The sequence below is a fragment of the Stenotrophomonas sp. 99219_Sma genome, assembly GCF_056480785.1.
Genome location: NZ_CM151117.1, coordinates 678,195 through 702,320 on the forward strand (window position 1 = coordinate 678,195; position 24,126 = coordinate 702,320).

The following is a 24,126-nucleotide window of genomic DNA, read 5'->3' on the forward strand; positions in this document are numbered from 1 at the left end:
AGGAAGGGCGTGCGTAGGCTAGAATGTGCACTGGCGGAGCCGGCCAGACAGTCGCGTCATCCCTTCGGGGGTGCCGAGGAAAGTCCGGGCTCCATAGGGCAAGGTGCCAGGTAACGCCTGGGCGGCGCAAGCCGACGGAAAGTGCAACAGAAAGATACCGCCTACGTCTTCTTCGGAAGGCCGGTAAGGGTGAAATGGTGCGGTAAGAGCGCACCGCGAGTCTGGCAACAGACCGGCACGGCAAACCCCACCTGGAGCAAGACCAAATAGGGATCCTTTGGCGCGGCCCGCGTTGGATCCGGGTAGGTTGCTTGAGCGTTGCGGTGACGTAACGCCTAGAGGAATGACTGTCCACGACAGAACCCGGCTTATCGGCCGGCTCCGCCTCCTTCTTCCATATGCGTGAACCGCGCATCGGTAGTGCCGGCCGCTGGTCGGCAGCGTCACGATGCCTGCAGGGCGGACAGAGTGCCGGCCAGCGGCCGGCACTACCTCGACGCCGCGTGTTCCTCAACCCGGCGTGCGGTACTGCCCGGCGGAGATGAACTGCGAGAAGCGCTCGCACCACACCACGACCGTGGTGTAGTCGTCCACGTTGACGTCATCGGGTACATCGACCAGGAAGCGGTTGAAGGTCTTCACTTCACCGATGCGTTTCGCCTGTGCCTTGATCTTCAGGAAGTCGGCCTTGTTGTCGACGAAGTCGCGGACCAGGTACACCTTGTAATCCGGGCCCGGCCCCATCTTGCCGTCGAAGGCGACCTGGCGCGGGCTGACGCTGACTTTGCCTTCCGCCCAATGCACTGCATCGCTGCCCTTGAGGTCGCGGCGAAAGGTGGTGCGGTAGGGGGCATCAGTCATGGCGGCCTGCACCTGTGCGACCGGCGGGTCATCGGGGGCAATCAGGATCGGCAGGAAGTACACGCCCAGGCCGAAGCCAAGGCCGAGGGTGAGCAGGTGGGTGACGATCAGGATGAGGATGCGGCGCATGGGGCCTCCATGGGGGTTGCGGTCGATCGCGCGGCGGGGTGCCGGGCGCCACCACCCTGGGAGGTCAGGGGCGACATTTATAGACACAGTGCCGATTGCGAAAAGGGCACAGTGGGCGGACTGCGACGCCGGAGCCCCTGTGGCGTGGGCGGATCGCGGTCGCGGTTGGAAGCTGAATGACGTTTCGAGCCCGTTGCGATGACGACTGCCGTCGCGTGGATCGCGACAACGCGATGCCCGGTAGTGCCGGCCGCCGGCCGGCAGCTTCATGGCGCATCCAAAGATCCAGAGGTTGCCGGCCAGCGGCCGGCACTACCCTGCTGGAAAGGAATTCCCGCCAGCGGCCGGCACGACCCGGTCAGAAAATGACGTGACTCTGTCCGTTGGCTGCGCCCTGTGGGCCAAAGCGGCGCTCGTGGATCTGGCCGTGGCCATCGGCGTCGATCAGCAGCACGGTGCTGGCGCGGGTGCCGTAGTCGTCGCCGCGGATGAAGGCGGGGCTCAGCCAGCGCTCGCGTTCCAGGCCGATGCCGGTGTCGGGCAGGTCGCTGTCGGCGGGGCGATGTTCGTCGGCCAGGGCGGCCCAGAGCGGGGTCAGGTCCGGGGTCAGATCCTTTTCGCTTTGCGAAAGGGATCTGACCCGGTCTTCCTGCAGCCAGGCTTCAAGAGCCGCCATCAGCCGCCGGGTCTTCGGCCAGGGCGCGTCCAGCGCACCGTTGGACATGCCATGCACGCCCGGGCCCAGGCTCTGCCGCTCGGCGGGGTGGTTGCCCAGGAACTCCAGGCTGTGGCCGTCGGCCAGCAACAGGTTGAACGGCGCGTAGGCGCCGGCCACCGTTGCCAGTCGGTCGATATGCACGGCGGCCGGGTCGCGGCCGCGCAGGAAGTCGGCCACCAGCGCGCCCCGTGAAGGACCGGTCTGGGAGGCCAGCGGATCACGCACATTGGTGACCACCGCCATCCGGCCTGCGGCACCGACGCCCGCCCAGCCGCCGCCGGAGCGCAGGTCGCGCCCCCCGATGACGGAGGTCTCATCTTGCCAGGGGGCCAGCGCCGCCGTCGGGCGGGCGTGGAACTCATCACGGTTGCCGGTCATCACCAGCCGCCAGCGCGGGTGGTGCATCCAGCCAAGAGCGAGCAGGCACATGGCCTCATTGTGCACGGTTTGCGCAGTCTGGCGCCGCTTCCAGCCCGTTTTGGATGAATGCGCGGCCGATGTTTCACGCGCTGTCCACAGCCCTGAACTTCCGTTCAATCTCAAAAATTGAGACGGATCAGCAACTTGTGGATAAGCCTTGAACAATTCTCTAAAGGTTGTTGCAAGCCATTGATGTGGCTGGCGATTTCCCCGCTGAAAAGTTGTTGACAACCCTTCGGCCGCTGCTAAGGTGGGCATCAGAGGGAAATCCGGGTGTTTTGTGGGTTTTCGTGGTTCAATGTTTCACCGGGCGAAGGATAGGTGCACGCGTCGTGTTCCAGGGCGAGACGGCCATCACAGTTGACGATAAAGGGCGCATGGCGGTTCCCACCGCTTACCGCGACCTCGTCGCGCGCGCCAGCAACAACCGTCTCGTGCTGACCTACAACCCGTTCGAAGCCGGCTGCCTGTGGCTGTATGCAGAGTCGGAATGGGAGCGGGTCCGCGACGACGTGATGTCCAAGCCCAACACCCAGCGCGTCGTGCGCCTGTTGCAGCAGAAGCTGGTCGGCTCGGCCGCCCATCTTGAGCTGGACGGCAACGGTCGCATCAGCATCCCCGCCAGCCACCGCGGTGCGGTGGGCATTGAGAAGAAGGCGGTATTGCTCGGTATGGGCGACAAGTTCGAATTGTGGAGCGAGCAGGCGCATCGGGCCCTGATCCAGCAGACATTGTCTGACGAGGATCTGGGTGATGGGTTGCTCGACCTGAAGTTGTGAGCCGGGGTGCCCGGATGCGCCCAGAAGCGCAGGCCGGTCACCTTCCGGTGTCGCAGTCGCCGGCGGTGCACCTGCCGGTCCTGTACACCCAGGTCCTTGAAGGCCTGAGGGTGATCGAAAACGGACGTTATCTGGATGGCACGTTCGGTCGTGGCGGTCATGCACGTGGCGTGCTCACCCAGCTCGGTCCCGAGGGGCGCCTGCTGGTCATGGACAAGGATCCGGAAGCCATCGCCGTAGCCGAGCGCGATTTCGCGCCGGACCCGCGCGTGTCCATCTTCCGTGGCAGCTTCGCCCAGCTGCTGCAGTGGGATGCGACGGCTGAAGGCCTGGACGGCGTGCTGTTCGACCTGGGCGTGTCGTCGCCGCAGCTGGACGTGGCCGAGCGTGGCTTCAGCTTCGGCAAGGACGGCCCGCTGGACATGCGCATGGACCCGGACAGCGGTGAAAGTGCAGCGCAGTGGATCAACCGCGTTGAAGAACGCGAGATTGCCGACGTGCTGTGGACCTACGGCGAAGAGCGCCAGAGCCGCCGTATCGCGCGCGCCATCGTGGCCCGCCGCGAGAAGCAGCCGTTCTCCCGTACCGCCGAGCTGGCCGAGTTGATCGCCTCGGTGATGCCACGTGGCAAGGACAAGATCCATCCGGCCACGCGCAGCTTCCAGGCGATCCGCATCCACATCAACCGCGAGCTGGCCGATCTGGAAGCCGGCCTCGATGCGGCGGTGGAGCGGCTCAAGCCCGGCGGTCGTCTGGCGATCATCAGCTTCCACTCGCTGGAAGACCGCATCGTCAAGCAGTACATGAACCGCCTGGCCAAGGCCCCGCCGGCCAACCGCCGCCTGCCCGAGGCGGAGGTGTTCGTGCCGACCCTGGATCTGATCGGTGGCGCCATCAAGGCCACCGACGAAGAACTGGCGGCCAACCCGCGTGCCCGCAGCGCCGTGCTGCGCGTGGCCCAGAAGCGGGAGGCTGATGCATGAGCCGGCTGCTGCTGATCATCCTGTTGGCCTCGACCGTGGCCTCGGCGATCGGCGTCGTGTTCGTGCGTCACCGTCACCGGCAGACGTTCATCGAGCTGTCGCGCGCTGAGCGCAAGCGCGATGACATCAATCTGGAATTCGGCCGCCTGCAGCTGGAACAGGCCACCCTGGCCGAAGCCAACCGTGTGGATCGCATCGCCCGCGAGAAGCTCGGCATGAAGTTCCCCGAGGCCGCCGACATCGTGGTGGTGCGCCCATGAGCAAGACCGGCCGCAACCGCCCCCGCAACGCCTTCAACCTGCGCCAGCGCCTGCGTTGGGTTGCCCTGGCGCTCGGCCTGTGTTCGGTGTCGCTGGTGGGCCGTGCGGCCTACGTGCAGATCATCAACAGCGACTTCTACCAGCGCCAGGGCGAGGCCCGCTACCTGCGCGAGCTGCCGATCAAGACCTCGCGCGGCATGATCACCGACCGCAACGGCGAGCCGCTGGCGGTGTCGACCCCGGTCGCTTCGATCTGGGTCAACCCGCAGGACCTGCTGCGTTCGCCTGAGCGCATCCCTGAGCTGGCCCAGGCGGTCGGCATGTCGGTGGATGAACTGAGCAGCCGCCTGTCGCAGAAGTCGGACAAGGAATTCATGTACCTGCGCCGCCGGATCAATCCGGACGAGGCAGAGAAGGTGGTCGCGCTGAAGATTCCGGGCGTGGCCGCGCAGCGCGAGTTCCGCCGCTTCTACCCGCAGGGTGAGGCGATGGCGCACGTGCTGGGCTTCACCAACATCGACGACCGCGGCCAGGAAGGCCTGGAGCTGGCGTTCGACGAATGGCTGCGCGGCAAGGCCGGTGCCAAGCGGGTGATCCGCAACCGCAAGGGCGAGACCGTCGAAAGCGATCTGCTGCGCGCCGCCGAACCGGGCAAGGACCTGACCCTCAGCATCGACCGCCGCATCCAGTACCTGGCGTTCAAGGAACTGCGCAACGCGCTGGTGGCCAACAAGGCGGCAGGCGGTTCGATGGTGATCATGGATGTGACCACCGGCGAGATCCTGGCCATGGTCAACCTGCCGACCTACAACCCGAACTCGGTGGGTGGTGCGGCTCCGGACACCCGCCGCAACCGCGCGGTGACCGACCTGGTCGAGCCGGGTTCGACGATGAAGCCGCTGACCATCGCCACCGCGCTGCAGTCCGGCGCGGTGACCAAGGACACCATCATCGACACCAACCCGGGCTACATGACCCTGGGTCGCTTCACCATCCGCGACGTGCCGCGCAACAACGGCGTGCTGAACGTGACCGGCGTGATCACCCGCAGTTCGAACGTGGGTGCGGCCAAGGTCGCGGCGAAGATGCCGGACCAGGTGTTCTACGACGGCGTGCGCCGTTTCGGCTATGGCTCGGTACCGCACAGCGGCTTCCCGGGTGAGTCCGGCGGCGTGGTGCTGCGCCCGGCGCGCTGGTCGGGCACCACCAAGACCACGATGTCCTACGGCTATGGCCTGAACGTGACGCCGCTGCAGATCGCCACTGCTTACTCGGCGCTGGCCAATGGCGGCAGGTTGATCGCGCCGACCTTCGTCAAGGGCCAGCGCAACGAAGGCCAGCAGATCATCGACGAGAACGTCGCCAGGCAGGTGGTGGCGATGATGGAAACCGTGGTCACCCAGGGCGGCGCCAAGCAGGCGGCGGTGCTGGGCTACCGCGTGGCCGGCAAGACCGGTACCGCGCGCAAGGCCGGCCCCGGCGGTTACGAGCGCGGCCATTACAACGCGCTGTTCGCCGGCGTGGTGCCGGCCACCAATCCGCGCTTCGCCACCGTCATCGTCATCAACGACCCGCAGGCCGGCAAGTTCTATGGCGGCCTGGTGTCGGCGCCGGTCTACCACAACGTGATGGAAGGCACCCTGCGCCTGATGGACGTGCCGCTGGACGACCTGCAGTCGTGGCTGGCCGCACAGCAGTCCGGCAAGGTCGGCCATTCGGCCTCGATCCTGCCCGCGCCGCCGGCCGAGGCCGCGCTGCCGGTGGATGCCGCCGCTGAATTCGACGCTGCGCTGCCCAGCGCGCAAGCCCAGACGCCGCCCGCTACGGGAGGCACGCAATGAGTCCTTCGATGTTGCTTTCGCAGTTGCTTCCGGATGTGGCTCTGGCGGGCCACGATCCCGTTCTGACCGGCTTGGTGCTGGACAGCCGCGCCGTGCGCCCCGGCAATGCCTTCGTCGCCATCGCCGGTTTCGGCGCGCATGGCCTGGGCTTTGTCGAGCAGGCCCGTGCGGCCGGCGCTGGCGCCATCCTGTTCGAACCGCCGGCACCGGTCGAACTGCCGGCACCGGACGATGCGATCGCCGTGCCGGGCCTGCGCGCACGCATGGGTGCGATGGCCGACCAGTTCCATGGTGCGCCGTCGCGGGCGATGGCGATGGTGGGCGTCACCGGCACCAACGGCAAGACCTCCACCGTGCAGCTGCTGGCCCAGGCCTGGCACCTGCTCGGAACGCCCAGTGGCAGTATCGGCACGTTGGGCGCCGGACTTTATGGTTCGGTTGAGCCGACCGGTTTCACTACGCCGCTGGTGCTGCAGATGCATGCGCTGCTGGCGCAGCTGCGTGACGCCGGTGCGCGCGCGGTAGCGATGGAAGTCAGCTCGCACGCGCTGGACCAGGGCCGCGTGGATGCGGTGCACTACGACGTGGCGGTGTTTACCAATCTCACCCGCGACCATCTGGACTACCACGGCGACATGGCCAGCTACGGCGCGGCCAAGGCACGGCTGTTCCATCGCCCGGGACTGAAGGCCGCGGTGATCAATCTTGACGACGCGTTCGGTCGCCAGCTGTTTGCCGGCCTCCCGGCGGGCGTGCAGCCGATCGGCCTGAGCTCGCGCGGTGCCACCGATGCCAGCGTGCGCGCCGAGGCGCTGCAGCTGGACGGCCGTGGCATTGCCTTCGAACTGGTCATCGACGGCCAGCGCGCGGCGGTGCAGTCGCCGCTGCTGGGCCGCTTCAACGTGGACAACCTGCTGGCCGTGGCCGGCACCCTGCACGCGCAGGGTCAGCCGCTGCCGCGCATTGCCGAGGTGTTGTCGGCGCTGCAGCCGATCCGTGGCCGCATGAACCGCCTGGGCGGCGAAGACGGCCTGCCGACCGTGGTGGTCGATTACGCACATACCCCGGACGCACTGGAACAGGCGCTGGACAGCCTGCACGGCCACCTGCAGGGCACGCTGTTCTGCGTGTTCGGCTGCGGTGGCGAGCGTGATACCGGCAAGCGCCCGCAGATGGCGGCGATCGCCGAGCGCCTTGCCAACCAGGTCATCGTCACCGACGACAACCCGCGTGGCGAGGATGGCGACGTGATCGTGGCCGACATCCTGGCCGGCTTCCAGAACGCCGATGCCGTGACCGTGCAGCGCAGCCGCGCGCGTGCGATCGGCCTGGCGGTGAAGCGTGCCGGTGCCGGCGACATCATCCTGATCGCTGGCAAGGGCCACGAGCCGTACCAGGAAGTGAATGGCGTGCGCCATGACTTCGACGACACCGAAGTGGCCGCCGCTGCGTTGGCCGCCAAGGCCGGTGTGCTCAGCGCGCAGGCCGGGGAGGGCATCGCATGAAGCGCACTCTGCTTTCGCTGATCGCACACTGGGCCGGCGGCGAGATCCACGGCGACGACGTGGCCATCGATGCGGTCAGCAATGACACCCGCAGCCTCGGCCCGGGCAACCTGTATGTGGCGCTGCGCGGCGAGCGTTTCGATGGCCATGACTTTGCCGCCGACGCGCAGGCGCGCGGTGCCAGCGCGCTGCTGGTCGAGCGCCTGCTGCCGATCGAACTGCCGCAGGTGCTGGTGGCCGACAGCGAACTGGCGCTGGCGAAGATCGCCACCGGCATGCAGCGTGACCGTGATACCGAGGTGTTCGCGATCACCGGCAGCAACGGCAAGACCAGCGTGAAGAGCCTGCTGCTGTCGATCCTGCAGCAGGTGGCCCGTCATGCGCACAAGGTGGTCTACGCCAACCCGGGCAACCGCAACAACGAGATCGGCCTGCCGCTGGCAGTGATCGATGCCCCGGAAGATGCCGACTACGCTGTCTACGAGATGGGCGCGGGCAAGCCGGGTGACATCGCCTACCTGACCGACATCGCCCGCCCGCGCTATGCGCTGGTCAACAACATCGCCCCGGCGCACCTGGAACGCATGGGCAGCCTGCTCGGCGTGGCAGTGACCAAGGGCGCGATCTATGCCGCGCTGCCTGCCGATGGCGTGGCCGTGATCAACGTCGACGATGCCTACGGCCGCTGGTTCGAACAGCACTTCGTCGGCACCCCGCCGCGCTGCCGCGTACTGCGCTATGGCCTGGAGCACACCGCGGACATCACCGCGCGCGACATCCGCGCCGGCGCGCAGGGCAGCCAGTTCACCCTGGTCGCACCGGGCGGCGAAGCCCGCGTGGTGCTGGGCCTGCCGGGTCGCCACAACGTCAGCAATGCGCTGGCCGCTGCCAGCCTGGCGCTGGCCGCCGGTGTCGATCTGGCGCTGATCGCGGCCGGCCTGGCCGAAGCACAGCCGGTACCGGGCCGCCAGATCGCCCATCAGCTGCGCAACGGCGCGGTGCTGGTGGACGACAGCTACAACGCCAACCCCGGTTCGCTGGCCGCGGCCATCGACGCCCTTGCCGCCGCACCGGAAGAGGGTTGGCTGGTGCTGGGCGACATGCGCGAGCTGGGTCCGGACGCCGAAGCGCTGCACGCGCAGGCAGGGCTCCGCGCGCGCGCTGCTGGCCTCAAGCGCCTGTATGCGCTGGGCCCGCTCAGCGCCGCTGCCGCCACCGCCTTCGGTGAAGGCGGCCGTCATTTCGCCACCCATGACGCGCTGTCGCAGGCGCTGAAGGACGAGCTGCACGCCGGCGTGCGCTGCCTGGTCAAGGGTTCCCGTGGCAGCGCCATGGACACGATTGTCAAAGCGCTGCTGGCGCAAGGAGAGGAATCCCCGCATGTTGTATGAACTGGCTCGATGGTTGCAGCAGTTGGAGAGCCTGTTCGGGCTGTTCAACTACCAGACGTTCCGCGCCATCCTTGCCGCGTTGACGGCCCTGTTCCTGTCGCTGTGGCTCGGCCCGGCGATGATCCGCAAGCTTGCCCAGTTCAAGGGCGGCCAGCCGATCCGCAAGGACGGTCCGCAGACCCATTTCTCCAAGGCCGGTACGCCGACCATGGGCGGTTCGCTGATCCTGCTCACCATCACCCTGTCGGTGCTGATGTGGGCCGACCTGCGCAACCGCTACGTGTGGCTGGTGCTGGCGGTGATGCTGTGCTTCGGCGCCATCGGCTGGTATGACGACTGGATCAAGATCGTCCGCCGCGACCCGAACGGCCTGAAGTCGCGCTGGAAGTACCTGCTGCAGTCGATCTTCGGCCTGGCCGCGGGCCTGTTCCTGTTCTACACGGCCGACGTGCCGGCCGCGCTGACCTTCTACATCCCGATGTTCAAGTCGATCGCGCTGCCGCTGGCCGGCATCGGATTCGTGGCCATCGCCTACTTCTGGATCGTCGGCTTCTCCAACGCGGTGAACCTGACCGACGGCCTGGACGGCCTGGCGATCATGCCGACCGTGCTGGTGGCCTGCGCACTGGGCGTGTTCGCCTACGCCTCGGGCAACGTGGTGTTCGCCAACTACCTGCAGATCCCGCAGATCCCGGGCGCCGGCGAGCTGGTCATCATCTGCGCGGCCATCGCCGGTGCGGGCCTGGGGTTCCTGTGGTTCAACACCTATCCGGCCATGGTGTTCATGGGCGACATCGGCGCGCTGGCGCTGGGTGCGGTGCTGGGTACGATCGCAGTGATCACCCGCCAGGAGCTGGTGCTGGTGATCATGGGCGGCGTGTTCGTCATCGAAACGCTGTCGGTGATGATCCAGGTCGCCTCGTTCAAGCTGACCGGCAAGCGCGTGTTCCGCATGGCGCCGATCCACCACCACTTCGAACTGAAGGGTTGGCCGGAGCCGCGCGTGATCGTGCGCTTCTGGATCATCTCGGTCGTGCTCGTGCTGATCGGCCTGGCCACGTTGAAGGTGCGCTGAGATGAACGACCTGTCCCGCCAGGCAACACGCCTTGAGGCCATCGAAGGCAGCTACGACAAGTGGCTGCTGGGCGCGATCATCGCGCTCACGGGCATCGGCGTGGTGATGGTGGCGTCCAGCTCGATCGCTCTGATGAGCAGCCCGTTCTACTACCTCAACCGCCACCTGATCTTCCTGGCGGTGGGTATCGTGCTGGCGGTCGTTGCCGCCCGCACTGAACTGAAGTCCATCGAGCAGTACAACCAGATGCTGCTGCTGGGCTGCTTCGTGCTGCTGCTGGCGGTGTTCGCACCGGGCCTGGGCAGCACGGTCAACGGCGCACGCCGCTGGATCAATCTGGGCATCTCCAAGTTCCAGACGGTGGAAGCGGTGAAGGTGCTCTATATCGTCTGGCTGTCCAGCTACCTGGTGCGCTTCCGCGACGAGGTCAACGCGACCTGGCCGGCGATGCTCAAGCCTCTGGGCGTGGCCGGTGCGCTGGTGCTGTTGCTGCTGCTGCAGCCGGACTTCGGTTCCTCGACCCTGCTGCTGGCGATCACCGCCGGCATGTTGGTGCTGGGCGGTGTGAACATGCCGCGCATGTCGATGCCGGTGATCATCGGCCTGGTCGGCATGAGCGCGCTGGCGATCATCGAGCCGTACCGCATGCGCCGCATTACCTCCTTCCTCGACCCGTGGGCCGACCAGCAGGGCGACGGCTACCAGCTGTCCAACGCGCTGATGGCCGTGGGCCGCGGCGAGTGGACCGGCGTTGGCCTGGGCAACTCGGTGCAGAAGCTGTACTACCTGCCGGAAGCACATACCGACTTCATCTTCTCGGTCACCGCGGAGGAGTTCGGCTTCCTCGGCACCTGCGTGATCGTGGCCCTGTACGCGCTGCTGGTCGGCCGCACGTTCTGGCTGGGCATGCGCTGCGTGGAAATGAAGCGCCACTTCTCCGGTTACATCGCCTTCGGCATCGGCCTGTGGATCAGCATGCAGACCTTCGTCTCGATCGGCGTGAACCTGGGCATCCTGCCGACCAAGGGCCTGACCCTGCCGCTGATCTCCTCCGGCGGTTCGTCGGTGCTGATGACCTGTGTGGCGATGGGCCTGCTGCTGCGCGTGTCCTATGAACTCAAGCGCGCCGAGCGTCGCCAGGCCGTGCGCATCGGTGGTGGCGACGAGGCCGTGGCCGATGCACCCGTGGACGCGCCGGCCGCACCGGCTGCGGCCAGCGCGCCGATGAGCGCCGAGCCGACGGCTGCCGCTGCAGCGAACGCCGCACGCGGTACCAGCCGCCTGCAGTCGCGCATCGAACCGACCTTCGGGAGGCTGTCATGAGCGCAGCCACCAATAACGTGCGCCCGGTGATGATTCTGGCCGGTGGCACCGGCGGTCACATCTTCCCCGGCCTGGCCGTGGCCCGCGTGCTGCGCGCGCGGGGTACCGGTCACTTGGATGGGCGCCGATGGTGCGATGGAAACCCGCCTGGTGCCGCAGCACGACATTCCGATCGACACCCTGGCCATCACCGGTCTGCGCGGCAAAGGCAAGCTGGCCCTGCTGGGCGCGCCGTGGCGGCTGATGCGCGCGCTGCGCGCGGCCGGCATGATCATCCGCAAGCGCCAGCCGCGTGCGGTGGTCGCCTTCGGTGGCTTTGCCTCCGGTCCGGGCGGCATGGCCACGCGCCTGCATGGGCTGCCGTTGATCGTGCATGAGCAGAACCGTGCGCCGGGCCTGACCAACCGCATCCTGTCGCGTTATGCGCGCCGCCTGTTGACCGGTTTCCCGGGCACCTTCGCCAAGCGCGAGGAGTTCATCGGCAACCCGGTGCGTGCCGAAATCGCCGCCATCGCACCGCCGGAACAGCGCTTCGCCGACCGCCAGGGTCCGCTGCGCGTGCTGGTGGTCGGTGGCAGCCAGGGCGCGCGTGCGCTCAACACCGGCGTGCCGCAGGCCATCGCTGCGCTGGGTGCCACGGTGCCGGTGCAGGTACGCCACCAGAGTGGCGAAAAAATGCATGCCGAAGCGGTCGAGGCATATGCCAAGGCCGGTGTGCAGGCTGAAATCACGCCGTTCATCGCCGACATGGCCGAGGCCTTCGCCTGGGCCGATCTGGTGGTGTGCCGTGCCGGCGCTTCCACTCTGGCCGAGCTGTGCGCGGTGGGTGTCGGCAGCGTGCTGGTGCCATTCCCCGCCGCCGTCGACGATCACCAGACCCGCAACGCGGAGTACCTGGTCGAGCGCGGCGCGGCGGTTTTGCTGAAGCAGGACGGAACGCTGGCTGACGGCATTGCCGCACTGCTGCGCGATCTGTCCGAAAATCCCGCCCGCCGCATGCAGATGGCGCAAGCCGCGCGTGCCCTGGCCAAGGTCGATGCCGCCGAGCGCATCGCCGATATCATTCTTGAGGAAGCCGTATGAAGAAGGCATGCCACCGCGCCTGCCCTGCGCGAGGCCGCGCATGATCCGTCGCCTGCACGACACCAACGACCTGGTGCGCGCGTTCCCGCGCGTGCATTTCGTCGGCATCGGCGGCACCGGCATGAGCGGTATCGCCGAAGTGATGCTGACGCTGGGCTATGAAGTGTCCGGCTCGGACAACGCCGACAACGTGGCGACCCGCCGCCTGGCCAGCCTGGGTGCGCGCATCATGCGCGGCCACTCCGCTGCCAACGTGCTGGGTACCGACTGTGTGGTGGTCTCCAGTGCCATCCGCGAAGACAACCCGGAACTGATGGAAGCGCGCAGCCAGCGTATTCCGATCATGCCGCGTGCGGCGATGCTGGCCGAGCTGATGCGCTTCCGCCGCGGCATCGCTGTGGCCGGTACCCATGGCAAGACCACCACCACCAGCCTCACCGCTGCGGTGCTGAGCGAAGGCGGGCTCGACCCGACGTTCGTGATCGGTGGCCAGCTGCTGGCTGCCGGCGCCAACGCCAAGCTGGGCGGTGGACAGTGGCTGGTGGCCGAGGCCGACGAAAGCGATGGCAGCTTCCTGCGCCTGAACCCGCTGATGTCGATCATCACCAACATTGACGCCGATCACCTGGAGAACTACGGCAACGACTTTGCCCGCGTGCAGGCAGCGTTCGCCGAGTTCCTGCAGCGCCTGCCGTTCTACGGCCTGGCGGTGCTGTGCATCGACGATCCAGAAGTCGCGGCTCTGGCTGCCAAGACCCCGCGCCACGTGATGAGCTACGGCATGAGCCCGCAGGCCGACGTGCGCGCCGAGAACGTGGTGCAGGAAGGCTCGCGCATGCGCTTCACCCTGCGCCTGCCGCAGGGCACCAGCCAGGAAGTGGTGCTGGCGCTGCCGGGCAAGCACAACGTACTCAACGCGCTGGCCGCCGCTGCGGTGGGCTGGCAGCTGGGCGTGGCACCGGACGCGATCGCGCGCGCACTGGAAAGCTTCGCCGGTGTCGGCCGTCGCTTCAACGATCTGGGCGAAGTGACCACCGCCAGCGGCGCCAAGGTCCGCATCATCGACGACTACGGTCATCACCCGAGCGAGCTGGAAGCGGTGTTCGCCGCCGCCCGTGGTGGCTGGGCCGACAAGCGCCTGGTGGTGGCCTTCCAGCCGCACCGCTACAGCCGTACCCGCGACCAGTTCGACAAGTTCGCCGCGGTGCTGTCCAGCGTCGATGCACTGGTGCTGAGCGAGGTCTACCCGGCCGGCGAGGAACCGATTGCTGGTGCCGATTCGCATGCGTTGGCCCGCGCCATCCGTGCGCGTGGCCGCAGCGAGCCGGTGGTGGTGGGCAAGGCCGCCGAGCTGGCCAGCGTGCTGCCGGACGTGCTGCAGGACGGTGACCTGCTGCTGATGATGGGTGCCGGCGACATCGGTGCCGTGGCCACCCATATCGCGGTGGAAGGCTTCAAGGGGGAGGGCGAGGCGTGAGCGCGCTGACCTTCCCGCCGCTGCGCGTGACCGACCCGGCCGTGTTCGGCCGCGTCGCCGTGCTGCTCGGCGGCAGCTCCAGCGAACGCGAGGTGTCGCTGGACTCCGGCCGCAACGTACTGGAAGCGCTGCAGTCGCGCGGCGTCGATGCGTTCGCGGTGGATGGCATTCCGGCGCTGGCCAAGGCGCTCGCCGCCGGTGGCATCGATCGCGTGTTCAACATCCTGCATGGCCACAACGGTGGCGGTGAGGACGGCATCGTGCAGGGCCTGATGGACGCCTTCGGCGTGCCGTACACCGGCTCGAACGTGCTGGGCTCGGCGCTGAGCATGGACAAGATCCGCACCAAGCAGGTGTGGCTGTCGCTGGGCCTGCCCACCCCGCAGTACCGGAAGGTGGACGCGACCACGGTGCATGCACTGGCAGCCGAACTGGGCCTGCCGGTAGTGGTGAAGCCGGCCAACGAAGGCTCCAGCGTGGGCATCAGCCGGGTCACCGATGACGCCGGCCTGGACGAAGCGGTGGCCCTGGCCGCGCGCTACGACGGCCAGCTGCTGATGGAACAGATGGTGGTCGGCGACGAACTGACCGTGGCCATCCTCGGCGATGTCGCGCTGCCGTCGATCCGCATCGTGCCCAAGGGCCAGTGGTACGACTACAACGCCAAGTACATCGCCGAGGACACCCAGTACCTGTGCCCAGGCCTGGACGGTGACGACGAAGAGGAAATCCGCCGCATCGCGCTGGCCGCGTTCCGTGCCGCCGGCTGCCGTGGCTGGGGCCGCGTGGACGTGATGCGTGACCGCAGCAGCGGCCGCTTCTTCCTGCTGGAAGTGAATACCGCGCCGGGCATGACCAGCCATTCGCTGGTGCCCAAGGCCGCAGGCCAGGCCGGCATCAGCTTCGAAGAGCTGGTGTGGCGCGTGCTGGAACAGACCCTGGAGGCCTCGCACGCATGAACGCGGTGCTGCGCATCTTCGTCTGGCTGTTGGCGCTGTCGGTGGTTGCACTGCCGGTGGTGGCCGTGGTCAATGGCTGGGTCGGCGCCGAGCGCTGGCCGCTGGCGAAGCTGCGCGTGCATGGTGAGTTCAAGCGGGTGCCGGCCGAGCAGTTGCAGCAGGTGCTGCTGCCGTACGCGCATGCGGGCTTCTTCGCGGTCAAGCTGCAGGACGCGCAGGACGCCCTGGAGCAGCTGCCGTGGGTGGAAAGCGCGCAGGTGCGCAAGCAGTGGCCGGACGTGCTGGAAGTGACCCTGGTCGAGCACAAGCCGTTCGCGCGCTGGGGCAACGACCGCCTGGTTTCCGAGCAGGGCAAGTTGTTCCCCACGCCGAAGAAGCTGGCCGATCTGGCGCTGCCCGAACTGGACGGCCCCGACAGCCAGACCGAAGAAGTGATGAAGCTGTACAGCGACTCGCGTGCATTGTTCGCACCGGCCGGCGTCGACGTGCGCCGGGTGACGATGGATGCGCGCGGCAGCTGGTCGCTGGTGCTGAGCAACGGTACCGAAGTGGTGGTCGGCCGCGACGACGCGCGCTCGCGCATGCAGCGCTTCGTCAAGGTGCTGCCGCAGCTCAACCGTCAGGACGCGCCGATCGAGCGCGCCGACCTCCGTTACACCAATGGTTTCACGCTGAGCTGGGGTACCCCGGCCACGCCGGCGAAAACGCCGGCGACCCCAGCCAGCAGGACGCAGGAAAGGACATGAATCGCAAGGGTGACAAATCGCTGATCGTTGGGCTGGACATCGGCACCTCCAAGGTGGTGGCGCTGGTGGGCGAGTACTCGCCGGGCAACCCGATCGAAGTGATCGGCATCGGCTCGCACGAGTCGCGCGGGCTCAAGCGTGGCGTGGTGGTGGACATCGAATCGACCGTGCAGTCGATCCAGCGCGCGGTGGAAGAAGCCGAGCTGATGGCCGGCTGCGAGATCCGCTCGGTGTATGCCTCGATCTCCGGCAACCACGTGCAGTGCAAGAATTCGCCCGGCATCGTGCCGATCCGCGACGGCGAAGTGACCTGGGGCGACCTGGATCGCGTGCTCGATGCGGCCAAGGCCGTGGCGATTCCGGCCGACCAGAAGATTCTGCACGCGATCCCGCGCGAGTACGTCCTGGACGATTCGCAGGAAGGCATCCGCAACCCGGTCGGCATGACCGGCGTGCGCCTGGAAGTGCATGCCCACCTGGTGGTGTGCGCGCAGTCGGCTGCGGCCAACATCAGCAAGTGCGTCCAGCGCTGCGGCCTGCAGGTGGACGACCTGGTGCTGTCCTCGCTGGCCTCCAGCGTGGCGGTGCTGACCGCTGACGAGCGCGAGCTGGGCGTGGTGCTGGTCGACATGGGCGCCGGCACCACCGATATCGCGGTGTTCGTGCAGGGCGCGATCTGCCACACGGCTTCGCTGCCGATCGCCGGCGACCACGTCACCAATGACATCGCGCACATGCTGCGCACGCCGACCCCGGAAGCCGAGCAGATCAAGGTGCGCTATGCCTGCGCCCTGGCCCAGCTGGCCACCGCCGAGGAAAGCATCCAGGTGCCGTCGGTGGGCGACCGCCCGCCGCGCCGCATGCCGCGCCATTCGCTGGCGCAGGCCGTGCAGGGCCGCTACGAGGAAATCTTCGAGATGGTGCAGGCCGAACTGCGCCGCTCCGGCTTCGAGGAACTGGTACGCGCCGGCATGGTGCTGACCGGTGGCGCTTCGAAGATGGAAGGCGTGGTCGAACTGGCCGAGGAAATGCTGCAGATGCCGGTTCGCGTGGGCATCCCGCAGCACGTCACCGGCCTGGGCGAAGTGGTGGGCAACCCGGTGCATGCCACCGGCGTGGGCCTGCTGCTGATGGGCAGCCAGATCGAGCACCCGCGGCGGCCGTCGCTGCCGACCGGGCGCGCTGGAAGCATGTTCAAGAAACTCAAGACCTGGTTCCGCGGCGAGTTCTGACGCGGAACCCGTAACACCGGGCATCGCCCGGGCGCAGCACCCGCAGTACCCGTAGCACAACGCAACACCGGCAACACACAACCCACACAGCCGCAACGTCGGCATGCAGCAGGACGGCAGGACGCCCGAATGCCCATGCCAGCCAAAGCGGATACAACGAGGACACGGACATGGCGCATTTTGAACTGATCGAAAAGATGGCACCCAATGCGGTGATCAAGGTGGTTGGCGTGGGCGGCGGCGGCGGCAATGCCGTGGCGCACATGGTCAACTCGGCGGTGGACGGCGTGGAATTCATCACCGCCAACACCGACTCGCAGGCCATCAAGAATTGCGGTGCCAAGCTGCAGCTGCAGCTGGGTACCAACGTGACCAAGGGCCTGGGCGCAGGCGCGAACCCGGAAGTCGGCCGTCAGGCCGCGCTGGAAGACCGTGAGCGCATCATGGACGCCCTGCAGGGTGCGGACATGGTGTTCATCACCGCCGGCATGGGCGGTGGTACCGGCACCGGCGCTGCGCCGGTGGTGGCACAGCTGGCCAAGGAAATGGGCATCCTGACCGTGGCCGTGGTCACCAAGCCGTTCCCGTTCGAAGGCCGTCGCCGCATGCAGGTGGCGCTGAAGGGCATCGAGGAACTGAGCCAGCACTGCGACTCGCTGATCACCATCCCGAACGAGAAGCTGATCACCGTGCTGGGTCGCAACGCGACCATGATCCAAGCCTTCCGTGCCGCCAACGACGTGCTGCAGGGCGCCGTGCAGGGCATCGCCGACCTGATCGTGCGTCCGGGCCTGATCAACGTCGACTTCGCCGACGTGCGCACCGTCATGTCCGAAATGGGCCTGGCGATGATGGGTACCGGCACCGCCCGTGGTGATGACCGCGCCCAGGCCGCGGCCGAAGCCGCGATCCAGAACCCGCTGCTGGACGATGTGAACCTGGCCGGTGCCAACGGCATCCTGGTCAACATCACCGCCGGCGCCGACTTCACCATGGCCGAGTTCGACGAGATCGGCCGCACCATCGACGGCTTCGCTTCCGAAGACGCCACCGTGGTGGTCGGTACCGTGCTCGACCCGGACATGCAGGACGAAGTGCGCGTGACCGTGGTCGCCACCGGCCTGAACCGCGTCTCGGCCAGCAAGTCCCAGCGTCCGGGCGAGCGTGCGCCGATCAAGCTGGTCCGCAACGCCACCACCGGCCAGCCGGAATTCGGTGACTTCGACAACGGCGGCGACGCCGTGTCCAAGGCCGTGGGCGGCATGGGTCTGGGCCTGCGTCGCGCCAGCAGCGATACCGCGGCAGCCTCCGCTCCCTCGGCCCCGGCCGCTTCGGCCCCGGCGGCGGCGGAACTGCCGAACGATTACCTGGACATCCCGGCGTTCCTGCGCCGCCAGGCGGACTAAGCGGGGCGCCCGGGGCTTGTCCTCCCCGGGTTGCGCCACCATGTCCTGAAAACGCGGGCGCCGGGCCAGGATGGGTCCGGCTGCCCTGCTTCACGCGCGTCCCCGCGGCGTGCCGGTGCGTCCTGCCGGCAGCCTTCACTGGCGTTTCAGCCAGGGTAGGGGAGGGCGCGTGTTAATCTAATGTGTCACTTCCGGCCCATCCCCCATGATCCAGCAACGCACCCTCAAGAACACGATCCGCGCCACCGGCGTTGGCCTGCACAGCGGTGACAAGGTCTACATGACCCTGCGCCCGGCACCGGTCAACCATGGGATCGTGTTCCGTCGCGTGGATCTGGACCCGGTGGTGGAAGTGCCGGCCAAGGCCGAACTGGTCACCGAAGTGACCCTGTGCACCGGCCTGACCTGCAACGACGCCAAGATCCAGACCGTCGAACACCTGATGTCGGCGCTGGCCGGCCTGGGTGTGGACAACATCATCGTCGAACTGTCCTCGGCCGAGCTGCCGATCATGGACGGTTCGGCCGGCCCGTTCGTGTTCCTGCTGCAGTCGGCGGGCATCGTGGAACAGGACGCGCCCAAGCGCTTCATCCGCGTGCTGAAGACCGTGGAAGTGACCGAGGGCGACAAGGTGGCCCGCTTCAGCCCGTACGAGGGCTACAAGCTGGGCTTCACCATCCAGTTCGATCACCCGATGATCCCGGCCAAGCAGTCGCGCCAGGAAATCGAGTTCTCGACGCTGGCCTACACCAAGGAAATCTCCCGCGCGCGCACCTTCGGTTTCATGCGCGACCTGGAATACATGCGCGAGCGCAACCTGGGCCTGGGCGGTTCGATGGACAACGCCATCGTGCTGGACGAGTTCCGCGTGCTCAACGAAGACGGCCTGCGCTACGCCGACGAGTTCGTGCGCCACAAGATCCTCGACGCGATCGGCGACCTCTATCTGGCCGGTGGCCAGGTGCTGGGTGCCTACGAAGGCTTCAAGTCCGGTCACGCCCTCAACAACAAGCTGGTGCGGGCGCTGATGGCCGACGCCACCGCCTGGGAATGGGTCAGCTTCGACTCGCCGGCCACCCCGGACCCGGTGGAATATGCCACTCCGGCCTACGCTTGATTCCTGTAGATCGTTGAATTGAAAGACAAAAACGCCGCCTTCCAGGGCGGCGTTGTCGTTTCAGGCGTGTCCGGCGCATTCAGCATGCTTGACGCGCGTCAAGGCCGGTTCGAGGTCACGGTTTTGTGAACCTGTTGGATCGGAAGCCTGAATTTAACGCGGTTTTAACAACAATCTAACGACAGGCCCCCGGATGGCAGCTAGGATGCGACCCGGCCCCCGAATTGTTTCACGCCGTGGTGACACGCGCGACGGGGAGCGGAGCCGGATGCTCCGTTGTCGTCAGGACCGCTTCTTCGGCTTCGAAGGAACGTCCTGCAGGCAAGCCAAGGCGTCGCGTAGCCCTTTGTGCGTGGCGGCTGAAACTGCGTGGGGTCCATTCCGGTTGTCGAGCGCTGGGGAGCGCGTGGGAGTGGGAGACGCAGTCTTGATGGTCACCCTGGTGGCCTTCAGCCCGATGGAACGGGCCGCGTCGAGCAACTGGGCTTCGGCAAGCCGCAACTTGGCATGCCAGACCGGGGACTCGACGAGAAAAACGAGGTGTTCCCCGTCCACATTGGCCAGCCGGCAACGGCTGCGCAGAGGTGGCGGCAACTGGGGGCGCAACTGACGGTCCAGCGCGTCGAGCCACAAGGCACGCCGCAGCGGGTTCCCGCTTTTGTCCGCCATCACCGCATCCAGCGCCGGCTTCGGCACTGACGCGGGGCGAACGCTGGATTTCGGCTCAGACATGAAAACTCACTGATGGCATTCAAAAAGATCGTAATCAAAACGCGTGAAGGACAGGCCAAAGCGTCGCCGATCGCGCGTTTGCGGTTCTATTTCGAGGACCGCCCCCGCGCCCTGCTGGGCAGCGTGCTCGGGGTAGGCTGCATTATCGGCCTTGCCGGCGGCATTGGCGCCAGCGCGCTGAATGATTCCCGCCTGCAGGCCAAGGTCGAGCGCCAGGATGCAGAGCTGGCCAAGGTCAAGCGCGATGCGCAGACCCAGGTCAACGCGCTGGCGGCCCGCCTCGGCGAGCTGCAGGCCCAGGCCACCCGCCTCAACGCCCTCGGCGAACGGCTGACCCAGATGGGCAAGCTGGAAGACGGCGAGTTCGACTTCAACGAGACCCCCGGTCTCGGTGACGGCGACGCCGGCGGCCCGACCAGCGACATCCCGGTCAAGGACGTCAACGCCGACTTACAGGTGCTGGAGCAGCGCTTCGCTGCTTCAGGTCGCCAGTTGTCGGTGATGGAATCGCTGATGTTCGACCACCAGCTGCAGCAGAACGCCGTGCCGTCGCGCATGCCGATCCGCAACAGCTACGTGACCTCCGGTTTCGGCACCCGTGCCGACCCGTTCGGCCGCGGTGCCGCCACCCACAAGGGCATGGACTTCCACGCCAGGGTCGGTGACCCGGTGATGGCCGTGGCCGAAGGCGTGGTCAGCTTCTCCGGCGTGAAGGGCGGCTACGGCAACGTGGTCGACGTCGACCACGGTAACGGCTACGTCACCCGTTACGCGCACAATTCGCGCCTGGTGGTGAAGGTCGGCGACCTGGTCCGTGCCGGGCAGGAAGTAGCCAAGGCCGGTTCCACCGGTCGTTCGACCGGCGCCCACGTGCACTTCGAGGTGTGGGAGAACGGCAACGTGGTCAACCCGCGCAAGTTCCTCGGCGACGGCGGCAACACGCCGGTCGGCCGCGTCAGCCGCGGCTGATGCCCGGGTCGGACTCCTTCCGCGCCGCGGAAGGGCCCTGGCCCGATTCCGTTGATCTGGTAGTGCCGGCCGCTGGCCGGCAACCTCATGATCTTCGGCAGCATCGCGTACCCGGCCAGCGGCCGGCACTACCGGGAATGTTCGGATGCCATTGCCGCCAAAGGGTTGAAACCCCTTGCGGCCGTCCCAAGCTACAATGGGTGTTGCCATCGACAGGGCGCCAGGCGCCCTGTTTCGTTTGCGGCGGACGGATCCCAAGGGGGAGGCCGGGCGTCGTGTCCATCCAACCCGGTTCCTTCAATGATCAACAGCCTGCTTACCCGCGTATTTGGCAGTCGTAACGAACGACAGCTGCGCCAGCTCAACCGCATCGTCGCCAAGATCAATGCGCTGGAGCCGGAGATCGAGAAGCTTTCCGACGAGCAGCTTCAGGCCAAGACGCCGGAGTTCAAGCAGCGCATCGCCGACGGTGAAGCCCTGGACAAGGTGCTGCCGGAAGCGTTCGCGGTCTGCCGCGAAGCCGGTCGCCGCGTGCTGGGCATGCGCCACTACGACGTGCAGCTGATCGGCGGCATGGTGCTTCACCTGGGCAAGATCGCAGAAATGCGCACCGGTGAAGGCAAGACCCTGGTGGCGACCCTGCCGGTGTACCTCAACGCGCTGGAAGGCAAGGGCGTGCACGTGGTCACCGTGAACGACTACCTGGCCCGCCGCGACGCCGCGCAGATGGGCAAGCTGTACAACTGGCTGGGCCTGAGCGTGGGCGTGGTGTACCCGGGCATGCCGCACAGCGACAAGCGCGAAGCCTACGCCTCGGACATCACCTACGGCACCAACAACGAATTCGGCTTCGACTACCTGCGCGACAACATGGCGCTGTCCAAGGCCGACCGCTACCAGCGCGGCCTGCACTACGCCATCGTCGACGAAGTCGACTCCATCCTGATTGACGAAGCGCGTACCCCGCTGATCATCTCCGGCCCGGCCGACGATTCCCCGGAGCTGTACATCCGCGTCAACCGCGTCGTACCGAACCTGGTCAAGCAGGAAGCGGAAGACGGCGAAGGCGACTTCTGGGTCGATGAGAAGGGCAAGCAGGTGCACCTGTCCGAAGCGGGCATGGAGCACGCCGAGCAGCTGCTGGTCGAGGCCGGCATCCTCGACGGCGAGACCGAAGGCCTGTACGCGCCGCAGAACCTGACCGTGGTCCACCACCTGAACGCCGCGCTGCGCGCGCACGCGATCTACCAGCGTGACGTGGACTACATCGTGCGCGATGGCGAAGTGGTCATCGTCGATGAGTTCACCGGCCGCACCCTGTCCGGTCGCCGCTGGTCCGATGGCCTGCACCAGGCGGTGGAAGCGAAGGAAGGCGTGCCGGTCCAGCGCGAGAACCAGACGCTGGCGAGCATCACCTTCCAGAACCTGTTCCGCATGTACAAGAAGCTGTCCGGCATGACCGGTACGGCCGATACCGAAGCCTTCGAGTTCCAGAGCATCTACGGCCTGGAAGTGGTGGTGATCCCGACCAACCGCCCGACCATCCGCAAGGACAGCCCGGACCAGGTGTTCCTGAACCGCAAGGGCAAGTTCAATGCGGTGCTGGCCGACATCGAAGAGTGCGCCAAGCGTGGCCAGCCGGTGCTGGTGGGTACCACCTCGATCGAAACCTCGGAAATGCTGTCCGAGCACCTGCGCAAGGCCGGCGTGAAGCACGAAGTGCTCAACGCCAAGCAGCATGACCGCGAAGCGACCATCGTCGCCAATGCCGGTCGTCCGGCCGCGGTCACCATCGCCACCAACATGGCCGGTCGTGGTACCGACATCGTGCTGGGCGGTTCGCTGGAAGCGGAAATCCACGAGCTGGGCGAAGGCGCGACCGACGAACAGAAGGCCGCGGTCAAGGCCGATTGGCAGAAGCGCCACGAGGCCGTCAAGGCTGCCGGCGGCCTGCACATCGTCGGCACCGAGCGCCACGAATCGCGCCGTATCGACAACCAGCTGCGTGGCCGTTCGGGCCGCCAGGGTGACCCGGGTTCGTCCCGCTTCTACCTGTCGCTGGAAGACAACCTGATGCGCATCTTCGCCTCCGACTGGGTGCAGAAGGCCATGCGCATGATGGGCATGAAGGAAGACGACGTCATCGAGGACCGCCTGGTCAGCCGCCAGATCGAGAAGGCGCAGCGCAAGGTCGAGGCCCACAACTTCGACATCCGCAAGAACCTGCTGGACTTCGACGACGTCAACAACGACCAGCGCAAGGTGATCTACGCACAGCGCGATGAACTGCTGGACGCCGAGTCGGTGAAGGACAACGTCGACGGCATCCGCGACGACGTGATCTTCGACGTGGTGGCCCGCTTCGTGCCGCCGAACTCGATCGACGAGCAGTGGGACCTGCGTGGCCTGGAAGCGACCCTGGAGTCGGACTTCGGCCTGCAGATGTCGCTGACCGACCTGGTCAAGTCGCACGAAGAGCTGGACGCCGAAGCCATCGCTGCCAAGGTGCAGGAGCGCGTCAACCAGCACTTTGCCGAGAAGGAAGCCGGTGTCGGTGAGGAAACCATGCGCGCGCTGGAGAAGCACGTGATGCTGACCGTGCTGGACCAGAGCTGGAAGGAGCACCTGGCGCGCATGGACTACCTGCGCCAGGGCATCTACCTGCGTGGTTACGCGCAGAAGCAGCCGAAGCAGGAATACAAGAAGGAAGCCTTCGAGCTGTTCTCGGACATGCTGGAGAACGTCAAGCGCGAAGTGGTGACCCTGCTGTCGCGCGTGCGCATCCGCAGCGACGAGGAAGTGCAGGCGCTGGAAGCGGCCGAACGCCAGCAGGCCGAAGCGCGCCTGAGCCAGTCGCAGTTCCAGCACCAGGACGTGGGCGGCTACAGCGCCGACGAGGAAGCCGCGCAGGTGCAGGCTGCCCAGCAGGGCATTGCACAGGCGCAGCGCGATGAGCCGAAGATCGGCCGCAACGATCCATGCCCGTGCGGCAGTGGCAAGAAGTACAAGCACTGCCACGGCCAGCTGAGCTGACCCCGAAAAGCCCCGCGAAAGCGGGGCTCTTTTTTCATGGCGGCTGTTTCGCGGGGCTGATCCGGCCCGATCCGAGATTGCGCGGG

General features: G+C 66.9%; 18 protein-coding genes, 1 other RNA gene and 2 pseudogenes. 18 read left to right on the forward strand and 3 right to left on the reverse strand.

From position 1 onward, the window contains the following. The first annotated feature begins 35 nt into the window (after nt 1–35). An RNA gene (gene rnpB, locus ACZK13_RS03030) (RNase P RNA component class A) lies at nt 36–387 on the forward strand. 123 nt (nt 388–510) lie between these two features. Here rnpB and ACZK13_RS03035 read toward each other — a convergent pair. Both ACZK13_RS03035 and ACZK13_RS03040 read right to left on the reverse strand, forming a co-directional pair. Next, nucleotides 511–990 carry a DM13 domain-containing protein gene (locus ACZK13_RS03035; RefSeq protein ID WP_100467800.1) on the reverse strand — a complete coding sequence of 160 codons (480 nt, stop codon included), beginning with the start codon at nt 988–990 and terminating at the stop codon, nt 511–513. A gap of 358 nt (nt 991–1,348) precedes the next feature. Next, the gene (locus ACZK13_RS03040; protein WP_049425018.1) at nt 1,349–2,137 is read right to left on the reverse strand and encodes an NRDE family protein; all 789 of its coding nucleotides are present in this window, start codon (nt 2,135–2,137) and stop codon (nt 1,349–1,351) included. 368 nt (nt 2,138–2,505) lie between these two features. On the opposite strand from ACZK13_RS03040, the gene ACZK13_RS03045 reads away from it, so the two are divergent. The 15 genes and pseudogenes from ACZK13_RS03045 to lpxC all read left to right on the forward strand — a co-directional run bounded on the left by ACZK13_RS03045 (nt 2,506) and on the right by lpxC (nt 19,306). Beyond that, on the forward strand, nt 2,506–2,907 hold the full coding sequence (locus ACZK13_RS03045; RefSeq protein WP_008266948.1) for a division/cell wall cluster transcriptional repressor MraZ: 402 nt from the start codon (nt 2,506–2,508) through the stop codon (nt 2,905–2,907). Nucleotides 2,908–2,921: 14 nt separating this feature from the next. After that, a complete protein-coding gene (gene rsmH / locus ACZK13_RS03050) occupies nt 2,922–3,890 on the forward strand; it encodes a 16S rRNA (cytosine(1402)-N(4))-methyltransferase RsmH (RefSeq protein WP_100434042.1) in 969 nt (322 codons plus the stop codon). Continuing rightward, nucleotides 3,887–4,150, forward strand: a complete 264-nt coding sequence (ftsL, locus tag ACZK13_RS03055; protein ID WP_005412242.1) for a cell division protein FtsL — start codon at nt 3,887–3,889, stop codon at nt 4,148–4,150. Before rsmH ends, ftsL begins: the two co-directional genes overlap by 4 nt. Then, the gene (locus ACZK13_RS03060) at nt 4,147–5,991 is read left to right on the forward strand and encodes a peptidoglycan D,D-transpeptidase FtsI family protein (RefSeq protein ID WP_253144674.1); all 1,845 of its coding nucleotides are present in this window, start codon (nt 4,147–4,149) and stop codon (nt 5,989–5,991) included. The genes ftsL and ACZK13_RS03060 overlap by 4 nt, the downstream gene beginning before the upstream one ends. Beyond that, nucleotides 5,988–7,496: a UDP-N-acetylmuramoyl-L-alanyl-D-glutamate--2,6-diaminopimelate ligase gene (locus ACZK13_RS03065; protein ID WP_125895340.1), complete on the forward strand. Its 1,509-nt coding sequence runs from the start codon at nt 5,988–5,990 to the stop codon at nt 7,494–7,496. The genes ACZK13_RS03060 and ACZK13_RS03065 overlap by 4 nt, the downstream gene beginning before the upstream one ends. Beyond that, nucleotides 7,493–8,887, forward strand: a complete 1,395-nt coding sequence (locus ACZK13_RS03070; RefSeq protein WP_180838390.1) for a UDP-N-acetylmuramoyl-tripeptide--D-alanyl-D-alanine ligase — start codon at nt 7,493–7,495, stop codon at nt 8,885–8,887. The genes ACZK13_RS03065 and ACZK13_RS03070 overlap by 4 nt, the downstream gene beginning before the upstream one ends. Then, nucleotides 8,877–9,962 carry a phospho-N-acetylmuramoyl-pentapeptide-transferase gene (gene mraY, locus ACZK13_RS03075; protein ID WP_010481929.1) on the forward strand — a complete coding sequence of 362 codons (1,086 nt, stop codon included), beginning with the start codon at nt 8,877–8,879 and terminating at the stop codon, nt 9,960–9,962. The genes ACZK13_RS03070 and mraY overlap by 11 nt, the downstream gene beginning before the upstream one ends. 1 nt (nt 9,963) lies before the next feature. Next, entirely contained in the window at nt 9,964–11,286 is a 1,323-nt protein-coding gene (ftsW, locus tag ACZK13_RS03080; RefSeq protein ID WP_125895342.1) for a putative lipid II flippase FtsW, read from the forward strand. After that, a pseudogene (gene murG, locus ACZK13_RS03085) lies at nt 11,283–12,369 on the forward strand (undecaprenyldiphospho-muramoylpentapeptide beta-N-acetylglucosaminyltransferase). The gene ftsW and the pseudogene murG overlap by 4 nt, the downstream one beginning before the upstream one ends. A gap of 40 nt (nt 12,370–12,409) precedes the next feature. Beyond that, nucleotides 12,410–13,846, forward strand: a complete 1,437-nt coding sequence (gene murC, locus ACZK13_RS03090) for a UDP-N-acetylmuramate--L-alanine ligase (RefSeq protein WP_253144680.1) — start codon at nt 12,410–12,412, stop codon at nt 13,844–13,846. Beyond that, nucleotides 13,843–14,805 carry a D-alanine--D-alanine ligase gene (locus ACZK13_RS03095; protein ID WP_049399805.1) on the forward strand — a complete coding sequence of 321 codons (963 nt, stop codon included), beginning with the start codon at nt 13,843–13,845 and terminating at the stop codon, nt 14,803–14,805. Before murC ends, ACZK13_RS03095 begins: the two co-directional genes overlap by 4 nt. Then, nucleotides 14,802–15,479 (forward strand): annotated as a pseudogene (locus ACZK13_RS03100) (cell division protein FtsQ/DivIB); the annotation flags it as partial. The gene ACZK13_RS03095 and the pseudogene ACZK13_RS03100, both read left to right, overlap by 4 nt. Before the next feature lie 68 nt (nt 15,480–15,547). Further along, entirely contained in the window at nt 15,548–16,783 is a 1,236-nt protein-coding gene (ftsA, locus tag ACZK13_RS03105; protein ID WP_005408083.1) for a cell division protein FtsA, read from the forward strand. A 170-nt stretch (nt 16,784–16,953) separates the two neighbouring features. Then, a complete protein-coding gene (gene ftsZ / locus ACZK13_RS03110) occupies nt 16,954–18,189 on the forward strand; it encodes a cell division protein FtsZ (RefSeq protein WP_125895345.1) in 1,236 nt (411 codons plus the stop codon). A gap of 205 nt (nt 18,190–18,394) precedes the next feature. After that, nucleotides 18,395–19,306 (forward strand): UDP-3-O-acyl-N-acetylglucosamine deacetylase, encoded by a 912-nt coding sequence (lpxC, locus tag ACZK13_RS03115; protein ID WP_005408085.1) that lies wholly within the window; start codon nt 18,395–18,397, stop codon nt 19,304–19,306. A gap of 282 nt (nt 19,307–19,588) precedes the next feature. Here lpxC and ACZK13_RS03120 read toward each other — a convergent pair whose 3' ends face one another. Further along, a complete protein-coding gene (locus tag ACZK13_RS03120) occupies nt 19,589–20,038 on the reverse strand; it encodes a DciA family protein (RefSeq protein WP_005408086.1) in 450 nt (149 codons plus the stop codon). A 12-nt stretch (nt 20,039–20,050) separates the two neighbouring features. On the opposite strand from ACZK13_RS03120, the gene ACZK13_RS03125 reads away from it, so the two are divergent. Further along, a complete protein-coding gene (locus ACZK13_RS03125; RefSeq protein ID WP_107432410.1) occupies nt 20,051–21,007 on the forward strand; it encodes a M23 family metallopeptidase in 957 nt (318 codons plus the stop codon). 300 nt (nt 21,008–21,307) lie between these two features. Beyond that, complete coding sequence (gene secA / locus ACZK13_RS03130) at nt 21,308–24,040, forward strand: preprotein translocase subunit SecA (RefSeq protein ID WP_032129708.1); 2,733 nt, start codon at nt 21,308–21,310, stop codon at nt 24,038–24,040. Nucleotides 24,041–24,126: the final 86 nt, after the last annotated feature.

Bases quoted from the DNA above. Each gene is read 5' to 3' on its own strand.
- ACZK13_RS03070 (WP_180838390.1), top strand. From the start codon at position 7,493: ATGAAGCGCACTCTGCTTTCGCTGATCGCACACTGGGCCGGCGGCGAG.
- lpxC (WP_005408085.1), top strand. From the start codon at position 18,395: ATGATCCAGCAACGCACCCTCAAGAACACGATCCGCGCCACCGGCGTT.
- ACZK13_RS03040 (WP_049425018.1), bottom strand. From the start codon at position 2,137: ATGTGCCTGCTCGCTCTTGGCTGGATGCACCACCCGCGCTGGCGGCTG.
- ACZK13_RS03125 (WP_107432410.1), top strand. From the start codon at position 20,051: ATGGCATTCAAAAAGATCGTAATCAAAACGCGTGAAGGACAGGCCAAA.
- ftsZ (WP_125895345.1), top strand. From the start codon at position 16,954: ATGGCGCATTTTGAACTGATCGAAAAGATGGCACCCAATGCGGTGATC.
- murC (WP_253144680.1), top strand. From the start codon at position 12,410: ATGATCCGTCGCCTGCACGACACCAACGACCTGGTGCGCGCGTTCCCG.
- ACZK13_RS03065 (WP_125895340.1), top strand. From the start codon at position 5,988: ATGAGTCCTTCGATGTTGCTTTCGCAGTTGCTTCCGGATGTGGCTCTG.
- ftsL (WP_005412242.1), top strand. From the start codon at position 3,887: ATGAGCCGGCTGCTGCTGATCATCCTGTTGGCCTCGACCGTGGCCTCG.
- ACZK13_RS03060 (WP_253144674.1), top strand. From the start codon at position 4,147: ATGAGCAAGACCGGCCGCAACCGCCCCCGCAACGCCTTCAACCTGCGC.
- secA (WP_032129708.1), top strand. From the start codon at position 21,308: ATGATCAACAGCCTGCTTACCCGCGTATTTGGCAGTCGTAACGAACGA.
- mraY (WP_010481929.1), top strand. From the start codon at position 8,877: ATGTTGTATGAACTGGCTCGATGGTTGCAGCAGTTGGAGAGCCTGTTC.
- ACZK13_RS03120 (WP_005408086.1), bottom strand. From the start codon at position 20,038: ATGTCTGAGCCGAAATCCAGCGTTCGCCCCGCGTCAGTGCCGAAGCCG.
- rsmH (WP_100434042.1), top strand. From the start codon at position 2,922: ATGCGCCCAGAAGCGCAGGCCGGTCACCTTCCGGTGTCGCAGTCGCCG.
- ACZK13_RS03045 (WP_008266948.1), top strand. From the start codon at position 2,506: ATGGCGGTTCCCACCGCTTACCGCGACCTCGTCGCGCGCGCCAGCAAC.
- ftsW (WP_125895342.1), top strand. From the start codon at position 9,964: ATGAACGACCTGTCCCGCCAGGCAACACGCCTTGAGGCCATCGAAGGC.
- ACZK13_RS03035 (WP_100467800.1), bottom strand. From the start codon at position 990: ATGCGCCGCATCCTCATCCTGATCGTCACCCACCTGCTCACCCTCGGC.
- ftsA (WP_005408083.1), top strand. From the start codon at position 15,548: ATGAATCGCAAGGGTGACAAATCGCTGATCGTTGGGCTGGACATCGGC.